Below are 14,719 nucleotides of genomic sequence, written 5' to 3'. Positions count from 1 at the left end.
CCTGAACAACGGACGTCACCACCGCCCGTCACCGGACGCTGATCAGCTACCGTCACGCAAACATGATCAGCACTTTCACCACGTCATCGAGCTTCTTGTCCGAGACCTCGAAAGCACGCTCCATCTCGCCGCGGTCGTCCGTACGACGGCATCCAGGGGACCAGGCCGCGGAACCGGCTTGCCCACCAGACCGACCTGCCCGATCTCCTTCATCACGAACGCTTGCATCGTGCCCCCGAACGTCCCCCGTGTCCGACGTCGCCGAGAACGCCACGGACATGTCGAGCTCTACCCTCTCCATCCCACGGTTTAACGTGCGCCCATTCGTAGCGGCCGGCCTCGGGTGGCCGGCCGTCGACGTGCACGGATGCCCGATCCGCGTGATCGCTGACGTCCGGTTGATCGAGGGCCGTAGGGAGAACCTGACGGTCTCGGTGCCTCCCCCCGAACCCCCACGTCACAGCCGGTAGATCCGGCGGGCGTTGCCCGAGCCGATCATGTGGGCGACCCTGGCCGCGTCCGCGACGCTCCACTCCCCCGAACCGAGCCTGGCCCGCAGGGCCGCGCCCATCGCCCGCCGGTAGGACAGCGCGCCCAGGTAGCCGGTCTCGGCCACGGCGTGGCAGCCGGAGCCGAACACCTGCTTGTGGAACGGCGCCAGCTCCAGCAACTCCTCCACGACCCTCGCCGAGGCGGCGGCGGTGTGCGGGAGCGCGAGCCCGACGTCCACGTAGACGTGCGGGTAGAGGCCCGCCAGGTAGGCGGCCTGGCGGTGGAACGGGTAGCAGTGCAGCAGGACCACCGGCACGGACGCCGGCTGCAAGGCCCTGACCAGGGCGCTCAGCCTGGCCGGGTCGCTGCGGTGCAGGTCGGGCCCCGAGCCGCCGAAGCCGGTGTGGAACTGCACGGGCAGCCCCCGCTCCCTGGCCACGTCGATCGCGATCCACAGCAGGTGGCGCAGCAGGACGGGGTCGGTCAGCGGCTCCTTGGGCTCCGACAGGCGCCGGTTGACCGCCGCGATCACCGAGCCCCTGCTGGGCCGGGACGGGTCGAAGTCGAGGCCGTGGAGCGACCCGATGACCGTGGTGAACCCGACCGCCCTGGCGGCCCTGGCGGTCAGCTCCTCGCCGAGGTCGTCGAGGTAGTCGACGGAGATCTGCGCCGTCTCGGCCACGTCGCGCTCGACGGCCTCGATCCGTACGAGCTCGTCGGCCGCTGCGCCGCCGTGGCGGCCCATCTCGGGGGCCGAGAGCAGTTCGCCCTCCTCCCAGGCGCCGGCCGGTTCCGTGTCCACCAGGAAGGCCACCACGCCTGACGCCGCCAGGAACCGCCTGTTGACCTCGCCCGCGCCCAGCTCGGCGCGGCGGGCGAGGTAGACGGCGGGCGGCGCGTGCGGCTCAAGATCGAGCAGCGGCGCGCACCAGCGGCGCACCGCCGCGCCGAACGGCGTGTCGAAGTGGGTGGTGCCGGGAGGCGCCGGGCTGCCCCCCTCGTTGATGAGCAGCTCGAACTCGGCTCTCGTCAGGTCGTCTCGCCGCACCCCGTGACAGTGGTGGTCGACGAGCGGGGCGAGCAGCGCGTCGCGCACCGTGCCGGGCAGGTCTGCGGGGAGCATGCGGGAACTCTAGGGGAGCCCCGCACGCTCCCGCGGGCGTTTTACCTACGGCAGAGACGCAGCACGTTGGCGATGACCTTCGCGCCCGCGCCGGCCTCCTGCGTCAGGATCGACTCGGGGTGGAACTGCACGGCGAAACGCCGCCGCTCGGTGTCCTCAACGGCCATGACGTTGCCGTCGGGCGTGAGCGCGGTCGGGGTGAAACCGACGACGCCGGGCCGCTTGGCGTGCAGCGAGTGGTAGCGGGCCGCGGTGAACTCGGCGGGCAGCCCCTCCAGCAGCGCGCTGTCCCCGAGCCGGGCGACCCGGCCACGCTTGCCGTGCTCGGGGTAGTCGAGCAGTTCCAGCGTGCCGCCGGCGTGCTCGACCATGGCCTGCAGGCCGAGGCAGACGCCGAAGACCGGAAGGTCGCGGGCGTAGACCTGGTCGAGCAGCGCCGACATGCCGAAGTCGGTCGGCCAGCCGGGGCCGGGCGAGAGCACCACCAGGTCGGGGGCGATCTCGTCGAGCATGTGGGACGGGAAGCCGTGGCGCAGCGTCGTCACGGCGGCGCCCTCCTGGCGGAAATAGTCGGCCAGGGTGTTGACGAAGGAGTCCTCGTGGTCGACGAGCAGCACCTTCATGCCCTGGCCGGGCTGCTCCCTGCTCTCGGCGGCGGCCTCCGTGCCGGTCCTGCCGACCGCGGCCAGGGCGCCGAGCAGCGCGCTGGCCTTCAGCTCGGTCTCGCGCTCCTCGGCTTCGGGGTCGGAGTCGAACAGCAGCGTGGCGCCGGCCCGTACGGTGGCCACGCCGTTCTTGATCTGGGCGGTACGCAGGGTCAGGCCGGTGTTCATGGAGCCGTCGAAGCCGATGACGCCGATGGCGCCGCCGTACCACCGGCGGGTGGTGGCCTCGTGGTCCTCGATGAACTGCATGGCCCACGTCTTGGGGGCGCCGGTGACCGTGACGGCCCACATGTGGGTCAGGAAGGCGTCGAGCGCGTCGAACTCGCGGCGCAGCCGGCCCTCGATGTGGTCGACGGTGTGGATCAGGCGGGAGTAGAGCTCGATCTGGCGGCGGCCGATGACCTTGACCGTGCCGGGCAGGCAGATGCGCGACTTGTCGTTGCGGTCGACGTCGGTGCACATGGTCAGCTCCGACTCCTCCTTGACGCTGGACAGGAGGGTGCGGATGGCCTCGGCGTCCTCGACAGGGTTGCTGCCGCGGGCGATGGTGCCGGAGATGGGGCAGGTCTCGACGCGGTCGCCGTTCACCCTGACGTACATCTCGGGCGAGGCGCCGACGAGGTGCTCGCCCTCGCCGAGGCTGATGATGAACTCGTACGGGGCGGGGTTGCTGTGACGCAGACCGCGGTAGAAGGCGGACGGGTCGGAGCAGGGGGCGTGGAAGACCTGGCCGGGCACCACCTCGAACAGGTCGCCGCGCTTGAACTTCTCCTTGGCGGCGGCCACGACCTCGGCGTATGCGCCCTTCTCCGGGTCGGGCGGCACCTGGGAGGGGGCGACCTGGGGCGCGGTGTCGCCGGTCCTGTCGAGGCCGCGGGTGGTGGCTCCGTCCACGGTGAACTCGTAACGGAACTCGAGGCTGGTCTCGCGCTGCCGGTCGATCACGACGAGCCGGTCGGGCAGGTGCAGCACGAGGTCGCGCTGGTCGTCGGGGCGGACGAGCTGCTGCCGGATCGGCTCGAACTGGAAGGCCAGGTCGTAGCCGAAGGCGCCGTAGAGGCCGAGGTGGGGGTCGTCGCCCTTGAATGCGGCGATGACCTCGCGGATCGCGGTGAACACGGTGGGCCGGCGGCTGCGCCGTTCCTCCGGCAGGAGGTCCTCCGAGTCGGCCACGTGCACCTCGACGCGGTCGGACGTGGGCTCGGTGACGGGCTTGCCCGCGGCCAGCAGGCAGGAGGCCACGACGGGCAGCACGACCCTGCCGCGCTCGTTGAGCGCGATGGCCGCGATGTTGCGGCCCTTGGCGACCAGTTCGAGGCAGGGATCGACGTAGCCGAACGCCCAGCGGCTGTAACGGCCCGGATAGTCCATGCCCGAGGAGAAGGCGCCCCCGCGTCTGTCGCCGAGGGCCGTCACGATCTCCTCGAGCCGCGCCTCGTCCACTTCGCGCGTCTCGCGCTCGACGACGATGCCCCCCGCGGTGGTATATCCGCTCGTCTCCACTTGCTGCCCCTTATCACGTCAACATGATGAGCCCCGGGGGCGGACACGAGAAAGGCCGCCATCCGGGGCGGCCGTCTTCTGAGGAATGCGAAACACGCGCCGCCTAGAAGCGGCGCCACCACTGGAGCTGGGCGTGATTTCGCATGGGGACAGGTTAGCCGCCCGACCATGATCGCGCAACGCGACCCGCCAGGGTCACCACGGCGGGTCGGCGAGGTCACCGAGCGAGGAGGTCACCACGGCGCACCCGACTCATGAGCGGCGCGGGCCTGCCCGGCCACAGGGGGCAGGCGTTCGCCCTGCGGGCCGCGGCGCCGGCGACTCGCGTGCAGACCTCGGTCACAGGAGCCGGCCGCCCGGCGGTGCCTTGCCGGGCCCGACAGCAGGGCGCGGCGACGGCCCCTTCACCTGCGTGAAGACCCGGAACGGACCTGGCCGTTCATGTGGTTCCTGCCGCGATATTTCAGCTGACCAGACTACATTTCTTATCGCAAAGTAACATTTCAGGACAAGTATTGCTTTCCGGACAAGATCTCTTCACTCTTCTCCCCAGAGGCGTAAAGATCACCTCCCTTGTCCTAAGGAGAGCGCGTGCCCCACACCCCCCGCTGGCGTGCGATCCTCACCGGGATCATCACCGCCGTCGGCCTCCTCGTCCCCCAGGCGGCCGAGGCGGCGCCCGACCCGGGCAAGATCGACCCGGACAAGATCGACACTGTCGTCCAGGCGCAGCTGACGCAGAACGACAAAGCCACCTTCTGGGTCCGGATGAAGGGATCCGCCGATCTGAGCGGCGCCCGCCGGGCCAGGACCAAGGACGCCAAGGCCGAGCAGGTCTACAAGGCCAAGACCGAACGAGCGACCGCCTCCCAGGCGGGCTTACGCAGGTTATTGGACTCCCAGCGCGCCGAGTACACCCCGTACTGGATCGTCAACGCGGTGCGGGTCACCGCGGACGAGAAGCTGGCGGCGGAGATCGCCAAACTGCCCGAGGTCGACCGCATCGACCCGGCACGCACCGTCGCGATCCCCAAGCCGACGCCCGGCAAGGCCGAGGCCAGGGTGAACGCGGTCGAGTGGAACATCGACCGGGTCAACGCCCCTCGCGTCTGGAACGAGCTGGGCAACCGGGGCGAGGGCATCGTCATCGCCCACATCGACTCCGGCGCCCAGTTTGACCACCCCGAACTGGTCGCGAGCTACCGGGGTACGAACACGGATGGCTCGTACAGCCATGACTACAACTGGTTCGACCCGGCCGGCGTCTGCCCGTCGCCCGCACCGTGCGACAACAACGGCCACGGCACCCACACCATGGGGACCATGGTCGGCGCCAACGGCATCGGCGTCGCGCCGGGCGCCCGGTGGATCGCGGCCAAGGGCTGCGAGTCCAACTTCTGCAGCGACGCGTCACTGCTGGCCTCCGGCCAGTGGATGCTCGCGCCCACCGACATGAACGGTGAGAACCCGCGCCCCGACCTGGCGCCCGACATCGTCAACAACTCCTGGGGCGGCGACGGGTTCGACCCGTGGTACAAGCCGGTCGTCGAGGCGTGGATCGCGGCCGGCATCTTCCCGGCCTTCGCCAACGGCAACGAGGGGCCCGCCTGCACGACCTCCGGCTCCCCCGGCCAGTACGTGATGAGCTACAGCGCGGGCGGCTTCGACATCGACAACGCGCTGTACCGCAACTCCAGCAAGGGCGCCGGCGAGAACGGCGAGATCAAGCCGAACATCGCCGCACCCGCCGTCAACGTGCGCTCCTCGACGCCCGGCAACGGCTACGGCACCTCCACCGGCACGTCGATGGCCTCCCCGCACGTGGCGGCCACGGTGGCGCTGATCTGGTCGGCGGCCCCCGCCCTGGCCGGTGACGTGGAGGCCACCCGGCCGCTGCTGGACATCACCGCCGTGGACGTCGACGACACCACCTGCGGCGGCACGGCGGCCGACAACAACGTGTGGGGCGAGGGCAGGCTCGACACCTTCGCCGCCGTGCAGGCCGCGCCGGCCGAGGAGGTCGGCGGCCTCCAGGGCGCGGTCACCGCGGGCGGCGAGCCGGTGCCCGGGGTGACGGTCACGGTGACCGGACCGCTGACCAGGAGCGTGACCACCGGCGAGGACGGCGCGTACGCCATCCCCCGCCTGCTGCCCGGCGAGTACGAGCTCAGCGCCGGGAAGTTCGGCTACGACACGGCCACCGTCACCGTGACGATCACCGCCGGGGCGACGGCGACCGCGGACGTGACCATGACCGAGAAGGCGTCGGGCACGGTGTCAGGGACGGTCACCACGGCGGGCGAGCCGGAGGCCGGCGCGACGGTGGCGGCCACCGGCACGCCGGTGAGCGCGGTGACCGACGTGTCGGGCCGCTACAGCATGACGCTGCCGCACGGCGACCACGAGCTGGCCGTGACCCCCGCCTCCCGCTGCTCCAGCGGCGCGACGGCCGAGGTGACGGTGGCGGGAGACGTGGTCGAGGACGTCGAGCTCCCGCTGCGCGGCGACACCTTCGGCTACACCTGCGCGGTCGGCGCGCAGGAGTACGTGGCGGGCACCGAGAAGCTGGCGCTGACCGGTGACGACGAGGCCGAGCAGGTGACCCTGCCGTTCGCGGTGCCCTTCTACGGCACCGGCCACACCAAGGCCTGGATCGCCACGAACGGGTTCGCCACCTTCGCCGCCGACCGGGTGACCGCCGCCGGCAACGGCACCCTGCCGGCGTCGGGTACCCCGAACAACGCGGTCTACCCGTACTGGGACGACCTCAGGGTGGACGCGGAGGGCGGTGTCTACACGGCGGTGACGGGCACGGCGCCGAACCGTACGTTCGTCATCGAATGGCGCAACGTCACCTTCTACAACGACACGGCGCAGCGGTTGTCGTTCGCGGCGCTGCTGGGCGAGAACGGCTCTATCGGCTTCCGGTACAAGGACATCGACAGCGAGCGCGAGCAGGGCAACAGCGCCACCATCGGCGTGGAGAACGCGGCGGGCGACGACGCGCTGCTCTACTCCCACAACGAGGCGGTGCTGGCCGCAGGCCAGAGCGTGGCGCTCACGGCCGGCAGGCACGGCCTGGTCATGGGGGCGGTCACCGACGCCAACGACGGCGACCCGCTGGCCGGGGCGACGGTGAAGGTGGGCGAAGTGGCCACGTTCACCACCGGCGAGGACGGCCGGTTCTACGGCCAGGTGCTGGCGGGCGACTACGAGGTCGAGGTGTCCAAGGAGCACTACGGCACGTTCACGCAGCCCGTGACGGTCGCGCCCACGGTGGTGACGGCGATCGACACGGCGCTGGTCACGGGACGCGTGAGCGCGTCGGCGGCGGAGCTGACCGTCGTGCTGCCCTCCGACGCCACGCGCACCAGGACGCTGGAGCTGACGAACCTGGGCTCGCCCACGCCGTACACGGTGACGGGCGGCGAGTGGTTCACCGTGACGCCGTCGGAGGGCCGGCTGGCCACGGGCAAGTCGGTGAGGCTGGAGGTGACGGTGTCCAGCGACGGCGTCGCCGCCGGCGCCGTACGCGAGGGGACGCTGCTGGTGAAGTCGGCCAGCGGCCGCCAGCCGGCCATCGAGATCGCGGTGACGGTCGTGGTGCCCAAGCACCAGGTGGCCGTCGACGTGGGCGGTTCCAGGAACATGACCGACGACGCCGGTGACGTCTGGACGCCCGACAGGAAGTACGTCAGGGGCGGCCACGGCTACGTCGCCGACCACAGCCGCACGCGCAGCACGTCCAGGACCATCCGGGGCACCGGCGACCAGTCGCTGTTCAGGACGGCGAGGGAGGGCATGCTGGAGTACCGCTTCGACGGCGTGCCGGCGGGGACGTACACCGTCGAGCTGGACTTCGCCGAGCTCGGCAACATGAAGATGGGCCGGCGGGTCTTCGACGTGCTCGTCGAGGGGCAGCTCGCGATCCCGGCGCTCGACCTGGCCCTGGAGGCGGGCACGTACACGGCCGTGTCCAGGCAGTACACGGTGAAGGTCACCGACGGCCAGCTCAATGTGCGTTTCGCGACGCGGGAGGGTGCGACCCTCGTCAACGCCGTGCGCGTCTCGGAGCGCCCGGACAAGGAGTAGCGCCCGGGTGCCACATGCGCCCGCCCCGCCCCCGAGCCGCAGGGGCGGGGCGGGCGCTCCACCCCGAATACCGCCTCCGGGGCGGCTTCTGTTACTGGTAAGTGCATGAGACGTGTGCGGCTCCAGCGTGATGTTCCCGTGCCGATGCCGGACGGCGTGACGCTGCTGGCCGATCACTACGCCCCGGCCTCGGGCGGGCGGGCCCCGGTCATCCTGATGCGCTCGCCGTACGGCCGGCGCGGCTGGCTCGGCCTGGTCTACGGCCGTGGTTTCGCCCGGCAGGGCTTCCACGTCGTCATCCAGAGCTGCAGGGGCGGCTTCGGCTCCGGCGGCTCGCTCGACCCGCTCGGCGACGAGCACGACGACGGGCTGGCCACCGTGGCGTGGCTGCGCGAACAGCCGTGGTACGGCGGCTCGTTCGCCACGTTCGGCCCCTCCTATCTCGGCTACACGCAGTGGGCGATCGCCCCCTACGCCGGGCCGGAGCTGAAGGCCATGGCCCTGCAGATCACCGCCTCGCAGTTCCGCGACGCCGCGTACGTGGGCGGCGCGTTCGCGCTGGAGTCGGCGCTGAGCTGGACGACGCTCACCGACGGCCTGTCTCGGCGCTTCGGCGGCGCCTCGGTGCTGACCGCGCCCCGGCTCACCCGCAGGGCGGTCCTGTCGGGCCGGCCGGTGGCCGAGCTGGACGTGGTCTCGGCCGGCCGGCCGCTCCGCTTCTACCAGGACCTGATCACGCACCACGCGGACCCCCACGTCCCCTACTGGGACAAACGCGACTTCTCCCCCAAGGTAGGAGAGGTGGACGCGGCGGTGACGATGCTGGGCGGCTGGTACGACGTCTTCCTCCCCTGGCAGCTCAAGGACTACGCGGCCCTGCGGGCGGCGGGACGGCGGCCCTACCTGACGATCGGGCCGTGGTACCACATCGACGCCCGGCACGGACGTCCCACGCTGATCGAGGCGACGGCCTGGTTCCGCGCGCACCTGCTCGGCGACTTCTCACGGCTGCGCCCCGACCCGGTGCGGATCTACGTGACGGGGGCCGGGGAGTGGCGCGACCACTCCGACTGGCCGGTGCCCGGGATGCGGGAGCAGCGCTGGCACCTGCAGCACGGGTTCGGCCTCGGGGCCGAGGGCCCGCGCGAGGCCGGACCCGACCGTTTCCGCTACCACCCCGGCCACCCCACGCCGGTGATCGGCGGGCCCGTGCTGCTCGGCGACTCCAGGCCCCGCGACCAGCGGCGGCTGGAGCAGCGCCGCGACGTGCTGGTCTACAGCTCCCCCGCGCTCGGGCAGGCCGTCGAGACGATCGGCCCGGTCCGCGCGGAGCTGTTCGTCCGGTCGAGCACCCCGTACGTGGACGTCGTCGTGCGGGTGTGCGACGTGCACCCGGACGGGCGCTCGGTCAACGTGTGCGAGGGCGTGCGCCGCCTCAGCCCGGGAGACGGGACCGGCGGCGAGGACGACGGGGACGGCGTGCGCCGGGTGGAGGTGGACCTGTGGCCGATGGCGCACCGGTTCGGGCGCGAGCACCGGATCAGGGTGCACGTGGCGGCCGGAGCGTACCCGACGATCGCCCGCAACCCCGGCACGGGCGACCCGCTCGCGTCGGACGGCGCGATGGTGCCCGCCGACATCGAGGTGTTCCACACCCCCGACCGTCCCTCCGCCGTGGTGTTGCCGCTGTGCGCGCCTCGCGGTTGATGTCACTGGTCCTGCTCCTGCAGGGCCGGGGCGGGATGACGGCGGCCGAGCTGGCCGCCGAGCTGGAGGTCTCCGAGCGGACCGTGCACCGCGACGTGCTCGCGCTGTCGGAGGCGGGCGTGCCCGTCTACGCCGACCGCGGGCGGGGCGGCGGCTACCGGCTGCTCGACGGCTACCGTACGCGGCTGACCGGGCTGGACAGGGCGGAGGCCGAGGCGCTGTTCCTGTCGGGAGTGCCGGGGGCGCTGCGGGAGATGGGGCTGGCGGACGTCGCGGCCACGGCCCGGCTGAAGGCCGCCGCCGCGCTCTCGCCCGCCCTGCGCGACGCTCCCGAGGTCGCGGCGCAGCGTTTCCACCTGGACGCGCCCGGCTGGTTCGCCGGCGGCGACCCGCCCCCGGCGGCGCTCGGGCCGCTGGCCAGGGCCGTGTGGAACGACCGCCGCGTCCGGGCCGTCTACAAGGGCACCGCCCGCACGCTGGAGCCGTACGGGCTGGTGCTGAAGGCGGGCGCCTGGTACCTGGCCGCCCGGCGCGCGGACCGGTTCCTCATCTTCCGGGTGCACCGGTTCGGCGAGGTCACGGAGCTGGCCGAGCCCTTCGACCGCGACCCGGGCTTCGACCTGGCCGGCTTCTGGGCCGGCCGGTCGGCGGAGTTCAGCCGCTCGCTGCTCAGGGACGTGGTCACGCTGCGGCTGACCGAGCGCGGGCTGCGGATGTTGCGGCACGTCGCCGACCCGGCCGCGGTCGACGACGCGCTCGCCTCACTCCAGGACGACGGCACCGTACGGCTGGCGGTGGAGTCGACGCGCGTGGCGTACTCGCAGGTGCTGCGGTTCGGGCCGGAGGCGGAGGTGCTCGGCCCCCCCGAGCTGCGCGCGATGCTCGCCGACGCCGCCGCCCGCATGGCGCGGCTCTATGGCCGCTGAGCGTCAGCGGTAGGCCTCCCAGCCGGCGTCGCCGCCCTTGTCGAGGACCTCGGCCATGTAGCGCCACACCTGGGGGCGGCTGCCGTCCACGTCGGTGACGCCGTACGCGTCGGCCAGGTCGCCGCTCTCCACCGACCGGCCCGACCAGCGCGCCTGGTCCGGGTCCTGGGCGAGCGCGGCCACGCCCCTGCCGATGTAGGCGGGCGTCTCGGAGACCATCCAGGCGCGCTGGTGCTCGCTCTGCATCGTCGCCTCCCGCCAGGTGTCCTCGGTGACGCCGTAGTGCTCGAGCATCGCCTCCGAGCGCAGGAAACCCGGTGTGACCACCACGGCCGTGCCGCCGTGCGGGCGCAGCTCCGTGGACCAGGCGAACGCCAGCCGGTTCACCGACCACTTGGCCAGGTCGTAGTAGACGTTCTCCCGGTAGTGGGTCTCGTTGTAGGCCCGGGTGCCGTCGGTGACCTCCACCACCAGCCCGCCCTCGTTGGCGACGAGCAGCGGGAACAGGTGCCTGGCGCTGATGAGGTGGGTGTCGATGGCCAGCCTGAGCAGGCGCAGTCCCTTGTCCAGGTCGTGCTTCCAGACGGGCGTGTCCCACTCCCACAGGTGGTCGGCGCCCCACACGTCGTTGACCAGCACGTCGAGCCGGCCGTGGTCGCGTTCGACCCGCCCGGCCAGCTCCGCCACCTGCTCCGGCCGCAGGAAGTCCGTCCTGACCGGGATACCCGTGCCGCCGGCCGCGGTCACCAGTTCGGCCGTCTCCTCGATGGTCTCCGGGCGGTCCATCTCCGAGCGCTCGGAGCGGGTGCTCCTGGCGGCGCAGTACACCGTCGCCCCGATCGCGCCCAACTCGACCGCTATGCCTCGTCCCGTTCCGCGGGTCGCGCCCGCCACTACGACAATCATGCGACCGATCGTCGCGGGAAAAGAGGACACCTGATGTCATGTTTGTTCGGCGAACCGTTCGGCGCACACGATTGACCACTCGACGACCGGCTCTGACGGCGGTCCGGCACCTGTCACTAGGGTCGGTACGGGCGACGTGACGCTGCCGGGCCCGGCGTCTCAGATGCCGAGAACCCTCCGCATATTTAGGCCAAACCGTAACATTCGGGACGTTGGGTTACATAACCCCGCGAAGTTACTCTCCCTCTGCTGACTAACCGTCAGGAGCCTGTCACCAAGCGGCTCTGATCCATTCATCGGAGGGTCGATGACCAACGGGGAACCCGGGCAGCCACGCACCGACCGCAGCCCATGGAACTGGCTGCTCGTCGTGCCGATCGCGCTGCCGTTGATGACGTTCCTGTTCAACGCCGACGAGCCCCGTCTGCTGGGCTTCCCGCTCTTCTACTGGCTCCAGCTCGCCTTCATCGTGGTGGGCGTCACGTGCACGACGATCGTCTACAGGATGACCAGATGAGCGGGCACGTGACCGAGCTGGTCGTCTTCACGCTCCTGTTCGTCCTCGTCAGCGGCATGGGGTTCGTCGCCTCGCGCTGGCGGCGGCCCGACGACCTGGCCAGCCTCAAGGAATGGGGCCTCGGCGGGCGCAGCTTCGGCTCGTGGATCACCTGGTTCCTCGTCGGCGGCGACCTCTACACCGCCTACACGTTCGTGGCGGTGCCCGCCCTGGTGTTCAGCGCCGGCGCCCTGGGCTTCTACGCGCTGCCGTACACGGTGGTCGTCTACCCGCTGGTGTTCCTGGTGCTGGCACGGATGTGGTCGGTCTCGCACGTGCACGGGTTCGTCACGCCCGCCGACTTCGTACGGGCCAGGTTCGGCTCGCCGACGCTGGCGCTGGCCGTCGCGATCACCGGTCTCGTGGCCACGATGCCGTACATCGCGCTGCAGCTCGTGGGCATCGAAGCGGTACTCAAGGCCATGGGCATCACCGGGCACCTGCCGATCGTCATCGCGTTCGCGATCCTGGCGGCGTACACGTACCAGTCGGGGCTGCGCGCGCCCGCGCTGATCGCGTTCGTCAAGGACGCGCTGATCTACATCGTGATCCTGGCGGCGGTCATCTACATCCCGGCACAGCTGGGCGGCTGGGACTCCATCTTCGACGCGGCCAAGGCCAAGTTCGACGCCACGCCCGCGCAGGGTGACGGCTACCTCCTCAACGCCGGCAACCAGCTCCAGTACGTGACGCTCGCGTTCGGCTCGGCGCTGGCGCTGTTCCTCTACCCCCACAGCCTCACCGGCGTGCTCGCCTCCAAGAACCGCAACGTCATCAAGCGCAACATGTCGGCCCTGCCGGCCTACAGCTTCGTGCTCGGCCTGATCGCGCTGCTCGGGTTCATGGCGATCGCGGCGGGCACCAAGCCGGTCGTGGGCGAGAACGGCAAGGCCGACGCCAACACCATCGTGCCGGTGCTGTTCGACCAGATGTTTCCCGACTGGTTCGCGGGCGTCGCGTACGCCGCCGTCGGCATCGGCGCCCTCGTCCCCGCGGCGATCATGTCGATCGCGGCGGCGAACCTGTTCACCCGCAACATCTACCGCGAATACCTCAACAAGGACGCCACCGACTCCCAGGAGGCCAAGGTCTCCAAGATCGTGTCGCTGGTGGTCAAGGTGGGCGCGGTGTTGTGCATCCTGCTGCTCGACCCGCAGTTCTCCATCGACCTGCAGCTCATCGGCGGCGTGATCATCCTCCAGACGCTGCCGTCGGTGGCGCTGGGGCTCTACACCCGCTGGTTCCACAGGAGCGGTCTGATCGCGGGCTGGGCGGCCGGCCTGGCGTCGGGCATGTGGATGCTCTACCTGATCCCCAACCCGGCCAGCGGCAAGCAGCACTTCGGCGGCTCGGCGTTCGGGCTGTCGAACCTGGGCTTCGACACCAGGATGACGGTCTACGCCGGGTTCCTGGCGCTGATCGTCAACCTCGCCGTGGCGGCGCTGGGCACGCTGCTGTTCCGTGCCGCGAAGGTGGCCGACGGCGACGACGCGACCGCGCGCGACGACTACTTCGCCGACGAGGGCGAACCGAAGGTCAAGGACCTGGACCTGACCGGCTCCCACTGACGCGAGCGCGTGCCGGCCCGTCGCCTCCCACGGGCGGGCCGGCACGGGTCCAGGCCACCCGTCCAGCGTAGTTTCGGCCGGCTCACCGCGGAGGTGCCCGGGATGCGGCCCGGCGCTGGGGCCTTTATCCGAGAAGATATGGGACCTTTATTCGGGTCCGATCATGTAGAGGCTACTCTGCGGCCATGACCACACAGTCTCCGCTCGCGCCCGCCCCTGTGCTCGGGCCCCGTCTCGTCAGGGCCGAGGTCATCGTCGTGCTGTCGGTCTCGCTCGGCGCCAGCGCTCTGGTGGCGATCGTCCGGCTGATCGGGGCGCTCACGGCGCCGAAGGAGCTCAAGGGTCAGCAGGCCGTGCTCGTCGGGTCGATGGCGCCGGATCGGCCCTGGCTGGACCTGGCGTTGCAGCTGGTTCAGATCGCGATCGCGGTGGCGCCGGTCGGGCTGGTGGCGTACCTGCTGGTGCGGTCGGGCGAGTCGCTGCGCACGATCGGCGCCGACTTCCGCAGGCCCGGCGGCGACCTGTGGCGCGGGGCGGCGCTGGCGGCCGTCATCGGCGGCTCGGGGCTGGCGTTCTACCTCGCGGTGTGGGCGTCGGGGGTGAACCTGACCGTCGTGCCCGGCGCGCTGCCCGAGGTGTGGTGGCAGGTCCCGGTGCTGCTGCTCGCCGCCGCGCAGAACGGCGTGCTGGAGGAGGTGCTGGTCGCCGGCTACCTGCTGCACCGGCTGGGGCAGGCCGGCTGGACGCCGTGGAAGGCCGTCGCGGTCTCGTCGGTGCTGCGGGGGTCGTACCACCTGTATCAGGGGTTCGGGGGGTTCGTCGGGAACGTGGTGATGGGCGTGGTGTTCGGGCGGCTCTACCAGCGGTGGGGGCGGGCGATGCCGCTGATCGTGGCGCACACGCTGATCGACGCCGTCGCCTTCGTCGGGTACGCCTTCCTGCGCGGCAAGGTGAGCTGGCTGCCCTGACCTCTGCTTCCTCTGTTGACGGGGCGGCCGTCCGGCGTCGGGATCCTTGCATGAGCTTCGCCGTGCCCGACCGCGTCCGCCCTGTCCGCGACGCCGTCCACGCGTTCATGACCGAGCGGGTGGAGCCGGCCGAGCCGGTGCTGCACGCGGGCGGTCCGCCGGCCGCGCGGACGCTGGACGAGCTGCGCGCACGCACGTCCCGCGCCTGAGCGG

10 protein-coding genes are annotated in these 14,719 nt (G+C 71.3%); 7 read left to right on the top strand and 3 right to left on the bottom strand.

What is annotated here, in order from left to right; all coding sequences use genetic code 11:
- Positions 1 to 457: 457 nt before the first annotated feature.
- Both E1267_RS17125 and E1267_RS17120 read right to left on the bottom strand, forming a co-directional pair.
- A complete protein-coding gene (locus E1267_RS17125; protein ID WP_132333567.1) occupies positions 458 to 1,615 on the bottom strand; it encodes an amidohydrolase family protein in 1,158 nt (385 codons plus the stop codon).
- 41 nt (positions 1,616 to 1,656) lie between these two features.
- Positions 1,657 to 3,783, bottom strand: a complete 2,127-nt coding sequence (locus E1267_RS17120; RefSeq protein WP_132333566.1) for an anthranilate synthase component I — start codon at positions 3,781 to 3,783, stop codon at positions 1,657 to 1,659.
- 591 nt (positions 3,784 to 4,374) lie between these two features.
- Between E1267_RS17120 and E1267_RS17115 the strand changes: the two genes are divergently transcribed.
- The 3 genes from E1267_RS17115 (at position 4,375) to E1267_RS17105 (ending at position 10,508) form a co-directional block, all read left to right on the top strand.
- Positions 4,375 to 7,875, top strand: a complete 3,501-nt coding sequence (locus tag E1267_RS17115) for a S8 family serine peptidase (RefSeq protein WP_132333565.1) — start codon at positions 4,375 to 4,377, stop codon at positions 7,873 to 7,875.
- A gap of 105 nt (positions 7,876 to 7,980) precedes the next feature.
- The gene (locus tag E1267_RS17110; protein ID WP_181957812.1) at positions 7,981 to 9,582 is read left to right on the top strand and encodes a CocE/NonD family hydrolase; all 1,602 of its coding nucleotides are present in this window, start codon (positions 7,981 to 7,983) and stop codon (positions 9,580 to 9,582) included.
- Positions 9,582 to 10,508, top strand: a complete 927-nt coding sequence (locus E1267_RS17105; RefSeq protein ID WP_425465081.1) for a helix-turn-helix transcriptional regulator — start codon at positions 9,582 to 9,584, stop codon at positions 10,506 to 10,508. The genes E1267_RS17110 and E1267_RS17105 overlap by 1 nt, the downstream gene beginning before the upstream one ends.
- 3 nt (positions 10,509 to 10,511) lie before the next feature.
- Here E1267_RS17105 and E1267_RS17100 read toward each other — a convergent pair whose 3' ends face one another.
- The gene (locus E1267_RS17100; RefSeq protein WP_132333563.1) at positions 10,512 to 11,414 is read right to left on the bottom strand and encodes an SDR family oxidoreductase; all 903 of its coding nucleotides are present in this window, start codon (positions 11,412 to 11,414) and stop codon (positions 10,512 to 10,514) included.
- A 307-nt stretch (positions 11,415 to 11,721) separates the two neighbouring features.
- Between E1267_RS17100 and E1267_RS17095 the strand changes: the two genes are divergently transcribed.
- The 4 genes from E1267_RS17095 (at position 11,722) to E1267_RS17080 (ending at position 14,715) form a co-directional block, all read left to right on the top strand.
- Positions 11,722 to 11,931: a DUF3311 domain-containing protein gene (locus tag E1267_RS17095; RefSeq protein WP_132333562.1), complete on the top strand. Its 210-nt coding sequence runs from the start codon at positions 11,722 to 11,724 to the stop codon at positions 11,929 to 11,931.
- Entirely contained in the window at positions 11,928 to 13,538 is a 1,611-nt protein-coding gene (gene mctP, locus E1267_RS17090; protein ID WP_132333561.1) for a monocarboxylate uptake permease MctP, read from the top strand. The genes E1267_RS17095 and mctP overlap by 4 nt, the downstream gene beginning before the upstream one ends.
- A gap of 185 nt (positions 13,539 to 13,723) precedes the next feature.
- The gene (locus tag E1267_RS17085) at positions 13,724 to 14,506 is read left to right on the top strand and encodes a CPBP family intramembrane glutamic endopeptidase (RefSeq protein ID WP_132333560.1); all 783 of its coding nucleotides are present in this window, start codon (positions 13,724 to 13,726) and stop codon (positions 14,504 to 14,506) included.
- Positions 14,507 to 14,556: 50 nt separating this feature from the next.
- Complete coding sequence (locus E1267_RS17080; RefSeq protein ID WP_246063973.1) at positions 14,557 to 14,715, top strand: hypothetical protein; 159 nt, start codon at positions 14,557 to 14,559, stop codon at positions 14,713 to 14,715.
- Positions 14,716 to 14,719 lie beyond the last annotated feature (4 nt).

This window comes from Nonomuraea longispora (genome assembly GCF_004348345.1).
Classification (GTDB): domain Bacteria; phylum Actinomycetota; class Actinomycetes; order Streptosporangiales; family Streptosporangiaceae; genus Nonomuraea; species Nonomuraea longispora.
The sequence above is the reverse complement of the archived record's forward strand: the minus strand, read 5'-3'. Positions and strand labels throughout refer to the sequence as shown.